This window comes from Vibrio sp. 10N.247.310.17 (genome assembly GCF_041466605.1).
Taxonomy (GTDB): Bacteria; Pseudomonadota; Gammaproteobacteria; order Enterobacterales; family Vibrionaceae; genus Vibrio; species Vibrio tasmaniensis_A.
In genome coordinates this window covers 19,706-27,286 of the sequence record NZ_JBFSTC010000078.1, presented here as the reverse complement: position 1 = coordinate 27,286, position 7,581 = coordinate 19,706, and the positions used below count along the sequence as shown (strand labels likewise).

The 7,581-nt window shown below is 42.9% G+C and carries 8 protein-coding genes; 4 read left to right on the top strand and 4 right to left on the bottom strand.

Going from position 1 to position 7,581, the window contains the following annotated elements:
- Positions 1-297: 297 nt before the first annotated feature.
- Positions 298-1,965 (top strand): glutamine--tRNA ligase, encoded by a 1,668-nt coding sequence (gene glnS / locus AB6D80_RS18630; protein WP_017103235.1) that lies wholly within the window; start codon positions 298-300, stop codon positions 1,963-1,965.
- Positions 1,966-2,163: 198 nt separating this feature from the next.
- Here the strand turns inward: glnS and fcrX are convergent, their stop codons facing one another.
- Positions 2,164-2,613, bottom strand: coding sequence for a ferric iron uptake transcriptional regulator FcrX (fcrX, locus tag AB6D80_RS18625; RefSeq protein ID WP_004734226.1), 450 nt, complete (start codon positions 2,611-2,613; stop codon positions 2,164-2,166).
- A 207-nt stretch (positions 2,614-2,820) separates the two neighbouring features.
- Here fcrX and AB6D80_RS18620 point away from each other — a divergent pair, with 207 nt between their 5' ends.
- Positions 2,821-3,327, top strand: a complete 507-nt coding sequence (locus tag AB6D80_RS18620) for a DUF4442 domain-containing protein (RefSeq protein ID WP_009847330.1) — start codon at positions 2,821-2,823, stop codon at positions 3,325-3,327.
- 96 nt (positions 3,328-3,423) lie between these two features.
- Here AB6D80_RS18620 and fldA read toward each other — a convergent pair whose 3' ends face one another.
- From fldA to AB6D80_RS18605, 3 genes are all read right to left on the bottom strand, one after another.
- Entirely contained in the window at positions 3,424-3,957 is a 534-nt protein-coding gene (gene fldA, locus AB6D80_RS18615) for a flavodoxin FldA (RefSeq protein ID WP_009847329.1), read from the bottom strand.
- A gap of 57 nt (positions 3,958-4,014) precedes the next feature.
- Entirely contained in the window at positions 4,015-4,233 is a 219-nt protein-coding gene (locus AB6D80_RS18610; protein ID WP_009847328.1) for a DUF2788 domain-containing protein, read from the bottom strand.
- A 108-nt stretch (positions 4,234-4,341) separates the two neighbouring features.
- Positions 4,342-5,103, bottom strand: a complete 762-nt coding sequence (locus tag AB6D80_RS18605; RefSeq protein WP_372189247.1) for an alpha/beta fold hydrolase — start codon at positions 5,101-5,103, stop codon at positions 4,342-4,344.
- Between the two features lie 93 nt (positions 5,104-5,196).
- Between AB6D80_RS18605 and seqA the strand changes: the two genes are divergently transcribed.
- Complete coding sequence (gene seqA / locus AB6D80_RS18600; protein ID WP_012604536.1) at positions 5,197-5,736, top strand: replication initiation negative regulator SeqA; 540 nt, start codon at positions 5,197-5,199, stop codon at positions 5,734-5,736.
- Positions 5,737-5,825: 89 nt separating this feature from the next.
- Positions 5,826-7,472 (top strand): phosphoglucomutase (alpha-D-glucose-1,6-bisphosphate-dependent), encoded by a 1,647-nt coding sequence (pgm, locus tag AB6D80_RS18595; protein ID WP_372189245.1) that lies wholly within the window; start codon positions 5,826-5,828, stop codon positions 7,470-7,472.
- The last annotated feature ends 109 nt before the right edge of the window (positions 7,473-7,581 follow it).

Below are 7,581 nucleotides of genomic sequence, written 5' to 3'. Positions count from 1 at the left end.
AACCATCTGTAGGATCGTTCAACTGATCAGGAAAATGCTTAAATGATCAGTGTTATCCCAAACGGGAGGCTTTTTTGTGCCTACTGTTTAAGGTCAATGAACCCGGTTCGTTCTATTCTTCATCGAATAGCAGAAATAATCGCAATTAACGGACGGTTCTTATTGTGCAAAGGCGAAGAATTGTGGATGATTAGCAACAATGATCTTTCTATCTTTGACAGGCGCTGTAAGCGACCATTTTCATTGGTACAAAAGATAACTTTCTCTGACAATACTAAATACATAGAGGTGCTATAGATGAGTGAAGCTGAGGCTCGTCCATCGAATTTCATTCGCCAAATTATCGATAAAGATTTAGCGGATGGTACACACAGTAGCGTGCATACTCGTTTCCCGCCGGAGCCAAATGGCTACCTGCACATTGGTCACGCTAAATCTATTTGCTTGAACTTTGGTATTGCTCAGGACTACCAGGGACAATGTAATCTTCGTTTCGATGATACAAACCCTGAAAAAGAAGACGTTGAATACGTTGAGTCAATTAAGAATGATGTAAGCTGGTTAGGCTTTGAATGGTCTGGTGATATTTGTTACTCATCAAACTACTTCGATACGCTTTACGCTTATGCTGTGGAATTAATTAATAAAGGCTTAGCGTACGTTGACGAGCTAAGTCCTGATCAAATCCGTGAGTACCGTGGCACGCTAAAAGAGCCAGGTAAAGCGAGCCCATACCGTGATCGCAGCCCTGAAGAGAACTTAGCGTTGTTCGAAAAAATGCGTGACGGTGGCTTTGAAGAAGGTAAAGCGTGTCTACGTGCTAAGATCGACATGAGCTCTTCATTCATGGTTATGCGCGATCCTGTTATCTACCGTGTTCGTTTTGCTCACCACCATCAGACTGCAGACAAGTGGTGCATTTACCCAATGTACGACTTCACTCACTGTATCTCTGATGCGCTAGAGGGTATTACGCACTCTATCTGTACGCTTGAATTCCAAGATAACCGTCGTTTGTATGACTGGGTTCTAGACAACATCACGATTGATTGCCAACCTCGTCAGTACGAGTTTAGTCGTCTGAATCTTGAATACACGGTAATGTCGAAGCGTAAGCTGAACCAACTTGTGGTTGAAAACCTAGTTCAAGGTTGGGACGATCCACGTATGCCAACTATTTCTGGTTTGCGTCGTCGTGGCTTCACTTCAAGCTCGATTCGTGAATTCTGTAAACGTATTGGTGTGACTAAGCAAGAGAACATGATTGAGTTCGGTTCACTTGAATCTTGTATCCGTGATGACCTGAACGAAAATGCACCTCGTGCAATGGCTGTTCTTGATCCGATTAAGGTCGTGATTGAAAACTACGACGCTGATACAGTAGAAACATTAACGGTAGCAAACCACCCGAACAAGCCAGAAATGGGTACTCGTGAAGTACCATTTACACGAGAAGTTTGGATTGAGCGTGATGACTTCCGTGAAGAAGCAAACAAAAAGTACAAGCGTTTGGTTCTAGGTAAAGAAGTTCGTCTACGTGGTGCTTACGTGATCAAAGCTGAACGTATCGAAAAAGATGCAGAAGGCAACATTACGACTATCTTCTGTTCTTACGACAATGAAACATTGGGTAAGAACCCTGCAGATGGGCGTAAAGTGAAAGGCGTTATTCACTGGGTATCTGCTGATAAAGCGTTGCCTGCTGAGATTCGTTTATACGATCGTCTATTCACAGTGCCAAACCCTGCTGCTGCAGATGATTTCGCTGCAACGCTAAACCCTGAATCACTTGTTACGCTAAACGGTTTTGTTGAACCTAGCCTAGCAGAAGGTGTGGCAGAGCAAGCGTATCAGTTTGAACGTACAGGTTATTTCTGTGTAGATTCGAAAGACTCTAAAGCAGACGCGCTAGTATTCAACCGCACGGTTGGTCTACGTGACACTTGGGGTAAAACTGAGGCTTAATGGCTTTGTTTTTCTCTACTCTATTTTTCCAAGCTCTGTTTCTCGGAGCTTAGTTTCTCAAGAGACGCTTAATAAAAAACCGGCTTAGAGCCGGTTTTTTTGTGTCTGGGAAATAACCAAATTGTGGGCCAAGCTACTGTGATTCTTAATACAATATCAGCCCAAATAAAAAACGCCGGCCTAAGCCAGCGTTCTGTGTTACTTCTTCGCTTTATGTGCGTCTGGGTTGCCTTTGCAATCCCCAGTGATGCTTTTACCATACAGATACAAACTGTGGTTAGTTAGCTGTACATTGTAGCGTTGAGCGATTTCTTTTTGTCTTTCTTCGATAAGATCATCAGAGAACTCGATAACTTCACCGCAGTCTAAACATACTAGGTGATCGTGGTGATGCTGTGTTGAAAGTTCGAATACAGACTTACCACCTTCAAAGTGGTGACGAGTTACAATGCCTGCATCATCGAATTGGTTTAGTACGCGATAAACGGTCGCAAGACCAATCTCTTCACCTAAGTCGATCAGCTTTTTATATAAATCTTCAGCACTAATATGTTGGCAGTCTGGTTGTTGTAATACTTCTAAAATTTTGAGCCGTGGGAGGGTCACTTTAAGACCAGCATCTTTTAGCGCTTGATTATTGTCTGACATATACTTTCCTGTTGATGATCTGCAGCAATTAACAGAATTCAATATTAATACCATTATAGTTTAGTCAGGCATAACAATAAACCACGAACTTCAAAGGGTTACTCACTGACATCACAATCTGTTTTGTAAATTGGAAGTATCTCACTTATAGTGGAGGTACGACCAGCCAGGTGACGGTGTTTTTTGATATGAACATGGATTGTTGTTATGAATAAGCAACTCGCAAAAATATATAAACCTAATATTGTAAAATTTGCACTCAATATTTGGCCTCCCTTTTGGGGCTCGGGAATTCGAATAGCCCACATTAGCGCTGACTTTAGGGTTGTTAAGACTGTGCTCAAGTTGCGGTGGTGGAATAAGAACGCTAATCGGACTCAATATGGCGGCAGTATCTTTTCTCTTACCGATCCCGTTTACTCGTTAATGTTAATGGGGATTTTAGGTGAGCGATATTATGTTTGGGATAAAGAGGCGAGTATTAACTTTATCAAGCCTGGTCAATCCGACTTGTATGCAGACTTTGAGATAAGCCAAGGGCAACTTGAGGATATCTATCGTCAGACACAACTTGGTGAGAAGTGTTTCCCCGAATTTATCATCCACGTTAAAGATAAGCAGGGAAGTGTGGTTTCGGAAATTCAGCGAACTCTCTATGTGAGAAAGAAGCCACAATTTAGAGAGGATGACGAAGCATTAGAAGCTGAGTGTTGATTGATAAATATTGAATAGAAAAAAACCTCCTATAAGGAGGTTTTTTCATATCTACATAACGGTCATTAATTGTAACAATTAACAACCGCTAATGAATTAGTCTTCAAGCTCTGCTAGGCACATCTCTTCGTGGATTTGTTTAACCCAGTTAGATACACGCTCATCAGTCAGCTCAGGTTGACGGTCTTCATCGATACATAGACCAACGAACTGGCTGTCATCGCCTTCAACTAAACCTTTCGATGCTTCGAATTCGTAGCCTTCAGTTGACGTGTGACCTAGGATAGTACCGCCTTTTGCTTCAACGATATCACGGATAGTACCCATAGCATCGCAGAAGTATTCTGCGTAATCTTCTTGGTCGCCACAACCAAAAATAGCAACAAGCTTAGTTGAGAAATCAATAGCTTCTAGCTCAGGGAAAAAGTCATCCCAATCACATTGTGCTTCGCCGTAGTACCACGTAGGGATACCAAGCAGCAGCAGATCGAAGTTATCGATATCTTCTTTGCTGCTTTTTGCAATGTCTTGAACTTGAACGAGCTGCTTGCCCAATTGCTTTTGAATCATCTTAGCAACAGCTTCAGTGTTACCTGTATCGCTACCAAAGAAGAGACCTACACTTGCCATAGAATCATTACCTTTCATTTTGTCTGTTGTCGGTGTAATAAAGTTCGGAGGAAATCGTTAGATTCCAGTTCCTTCCCAGCTTAGTTGGATTATCCCTTTTGCGATAAAGCCTGCGCAGCCAAGGAAAAGTACTAACCATACGATACGACGACCAAATGCAGGAACATTTCCCTGCTTTAGAACGTCTTTAATTGCCATTCCGATTAGAAAGAAAATCGCGGCAAACAGAAGATCTAAACCAACAGATTCAATGATGTTCATGTAGTCGTAAAGCATGGGAACCTTATATACCAAATTTGCTTGGGCGCACTATATCACTGTTGTGAGATAAAGTTAATCTGCTGTGATTACACAGCTCTCATTTATATCGACTAATCAACCTATCTAAGTGATGAATTTTCTTATTGCACGGAGCACTTCAGCGGGCTTTTCCGCGTGTAGCCAATGTCCAGTATTGGCGATAACATGTGCCTTTGCGTTGGAAAACTGCTGTTGAACGGCGGTTTGATGTTCAGCCGTCAGGTAATCTGAGTCACCACCCTTGATTAGCAAGGTTTTGACCGAGGTTTTGTCAATCGGTTCCCAACCAATAATCTGTGGGTAGTTGTTTAATAGCGAGGCAACATTGAAACGCCATTCCATGATGCCTTGTTCTGATTTGAACAAAGATTTCGTTAAAAACTGGCGAACCCCATCAATTTCGATATGTTTTTCGAGGACCTTAAGCGCCTCTGAGCGTGATGTCGGTTTTTCTTCTATCACAGCTTGTAGGCCTGCGAATACGTTGTCGTGACGACTTTGGGTGTACGCGACTGGTGCCATATCTAAGACAATCAATTTACGCAGCGTCAGATGTTGTGTCAGTGCCATCGCTACCTTGCCACCCATCGAGTGACCAATCACAGTGACATCTTCTAGCTCAAGAACATTCAGCAGTTGAGCCACATCTTGTGCCATAGCTTGATAATTATGAGTGTCATTATGGAAAGATTGACCGTGGTTACGTAGATCGATGCTAAGTACCTGATGATCGGCTTTTAGATCCCTAGCGAGCAAGCCAAGGTTGTCCAAATTTCCGAATAATCCATGGATCAAAACAATGGTGTGACCCTCACCTTCAATTTTATAGTTGAGCTGTACTGACATTTTTATCTTATTCATGGTGGGTTTGACGTAGAGTATCCGCGCGGATCTCGCTATAATCCCTCAGAGTTTAAACATTGAGATTGTGAAAAGCGAATGAAAACAATTGAGGTTGATGAGGACCTATACCGTTTTATTGCGGGTCAGACAGAACGTATTGGCGAAAGCGCTTCAGATATTCTGCGCCGCTTGTTACTGGTTGATAACCAAGGCACGGTTCCGATCGAAGAGATCGTTGAGCCAAAAGGTATCGTTGTTAGCAAAGAGGTAGGCTTTACTCCAGAGAAGTTCGATGGCGTTAAAGAAATGCGCTCACTACTAATATCAGATGAGTTTGCATCACTAAAGAAAGCCATTGATCGTTTCATGCTTGTGTTATCAACACTGCATAAAATCGACCCTTTAAGCTTTTCAGAAGCAACTCAAGTAAAAGGCCGTAAGCGTGTTTACTTTGCAGACAACGAAGCGACGTTGTTAGCAAACGGCAACACAACTAAGCCTAAAGCTATTCCACAAAGTCCTTTTTGGGTTATTACGAATAACAATACAAGCCGAAAAAGACAGATGGTTGAACAGCTTATGAGCCGCATGAATTTCCAAGCAGAATTGATAGAAAAAGTAACAGGTTCAATTTAACGAAATCTGATTTAAACCTCATAATATCCATGGCTAAGAAGATATTATGAGGTTTTTTTGTTTTTAAATTTTATATAAGGATGTCGATAATGGCTATGCACCCTCGTGCCGGGCAGAAAGCTCTGCAGGAAGATCTTCATAATATCCCGGCTTTAGTTGCAAACTATTTCTTACAGCAACCGGATGCTACTAACCCAGATCATAAAGTACTGTTCGGTACTTCAGGTCACCGCGGTACAGCAGACAAATCAACATTTAATGAAAACCACATTCTAGCGATCGCACAAGCGGTTGCTGAGGTTCGTGCCGATCAAGGTACAACAGGACCACTTTTCTTAGGCAAAGATACTCACGCTCTATCTGAGCCTGCTTTTTCTACGGTTATTGAAGTGCTAGTTGCAAACGGCGTTGAAGTTATCGTTCAAGAAAACAATGGCTTTACTCCAACTCCAGGTATCTCGCACGCGATTCTTACGCACAATCTAGTGAATGACAAAAAAGCAGACGGCATTGTTATCACGCCTTCGCATAACCCACCTCAAGACGGGGGTATTAAATACAATCCGACACACGGTGGCCCTGCTGAAGCTGAACTGACTCAAGCGATTGAAGATCGTGCGAATGTGATCATTGCTGAGCAAATGCAAGGCGTTAAGCGCACTCCTATCGCACAGGCTAAACAGTCTGAGCTAGTGAAAGAAGTTGATTTAGTTGCTCCTTACGTTGCTGACTTGGTTAACGTTGTTGATATGGAAGCAATCCAGAAAGCAAACATCAAGATTGGTGTTGATCCACTGGGTGGTAGCGGTATTGATTACTGGCGTCAAATTGGCAAAGCGTACAACCTAGACCTGACTCTGGTCAGTGAAGCTGTTGATCCTTCGTTCCAATTTATGTCTCTAGACAAAGATGGTGTGGTTCGTATGGACTGTTCTTCTCCATACGCAATGGCAGGTTTACTGGCTCTTAAAGACGACTATCAACTAGCATTTGGTAACGACCCTGACTACGATCGCCACGGTATTGTTACGCCAAAAGGCTTGATGAATCCCAACCACTTCCTAGCAGTGTGTATTGATTACCTATACCGCAACCGTGAAGGTTGGGGTAAAGACGTTGCAGTGGGTAAAACACTGGTATCAAGTGCTCTGATTGACCGCGTTGTTGCTGACTTAGGTCGCGAGCTTTGCGAAGTGCCAGTGGGATTCAAATGGTTCGTTGATGGCCTATATAACGGTCAGTTTGGTTTCGGTGGTGAAGAGAGTGCGGGTGCATCTTTCTTACGTAAAGACGGAACGCCTTGGTCAACAGATAAAGATGGCCTAATTCTTTGCCTACTTGCGGCCGAGATCACAGCAGTAACGGGCAAGAACCCACAAGAATACTACGAAGAACTTGCCGCTAAACATGGCGAATCTAAGTACAACCGTATTCAAGCAGTAGCTAACGGCGTACAAAAAGACGTGCTTAAGAAGCTATCTCCAGAGATGGTTTCAGCTGAGACGCTTGCTGGTGATGCAATTACTGCACGCCTAACGCATGCTCCAGGTAATGGCGCTGCGATTGGCGGCCTAAAAGTGACGACTGAGAACGGTTGGTTTGCCGCTCGTCCATCAGGTACTGAAGACATCTATAAGATCTACTGTGAAAGCTTTAAAGGCGAAGAGCACCTAAAAGCAATCGAAGCAGAAGCTCAAGAGATTGTTAATCAAGTATTTGCAGCCGCTGGCCTATAATCGAATACAGATTAGTAGAGTTACAAGGTAAATAGTGAAAGGGTTGATGTGAAAGCATCAGCCCTTTTTATTTGTCTGTGAGTAAGTGGCTAATACTAAATCAACTCAA

What these genes read in the sequence shown, in the direction of transcription:
- glnS (WP_017103235.1), top strand. Translation starts at nt 298, where the DNA reads ATGAGTGAAGCTGAGGCTCGTCCATCGAATTTCATTCGCCAAATTATC.
- fcrX (WP_004734226.1), bottom strand. Translation starts at nt 2,613, where the DNA reads ATGTCAGACAATAATCAAGCGCTAAAAGATGCTGGTCTTAAAGTGACC.
- AB6D80_RS18620 (WP_009847330.1), top strand. Translation starts at nt 2,821, where the DNA reads ATGAATAAGCAACTCGCAAAAATATATAAACCTAATATTGTAAAATTT.
- fldA (WP_009847329.1), bottom strand. Translation starts at nt 3,957, where the DNA reads ATGGCAAGTGTAGGTCTCTTCTTTGGTAGCGATACAGGTAACACTGAA.
- AB6D80_RS18610 (WP_009847328.1), bottom strand. Translation starts at nt 4,233, where the DNA reads ATGCTTTACGACTACATGAACATCATTGAATCTGTTGGTTTAGATCTT.
- AB6D80_RS18605 (WP_372189247.1), bottom strand. Translation starts at nt 5,103, where the DNA reads ATGTCAGTACAGCTCAACTATAAAATTGAAGGTGAGGGTCACACCATT.
- seqA (WP_012604536.1), top strand. Translation starts at nt 5,197, where the DNA reads ATGAAAACAATTGAGGTTGATGAGGACCTATACCGTTTTATTGCGGGT.
- pgm (WP_372189245.1), top strand. Translation starts at nt 5,826, where the DNA reads ATGGCTATGCACCCTCGTGCCGGGCAGAAAGCTCTGCAGGAAGATCTT.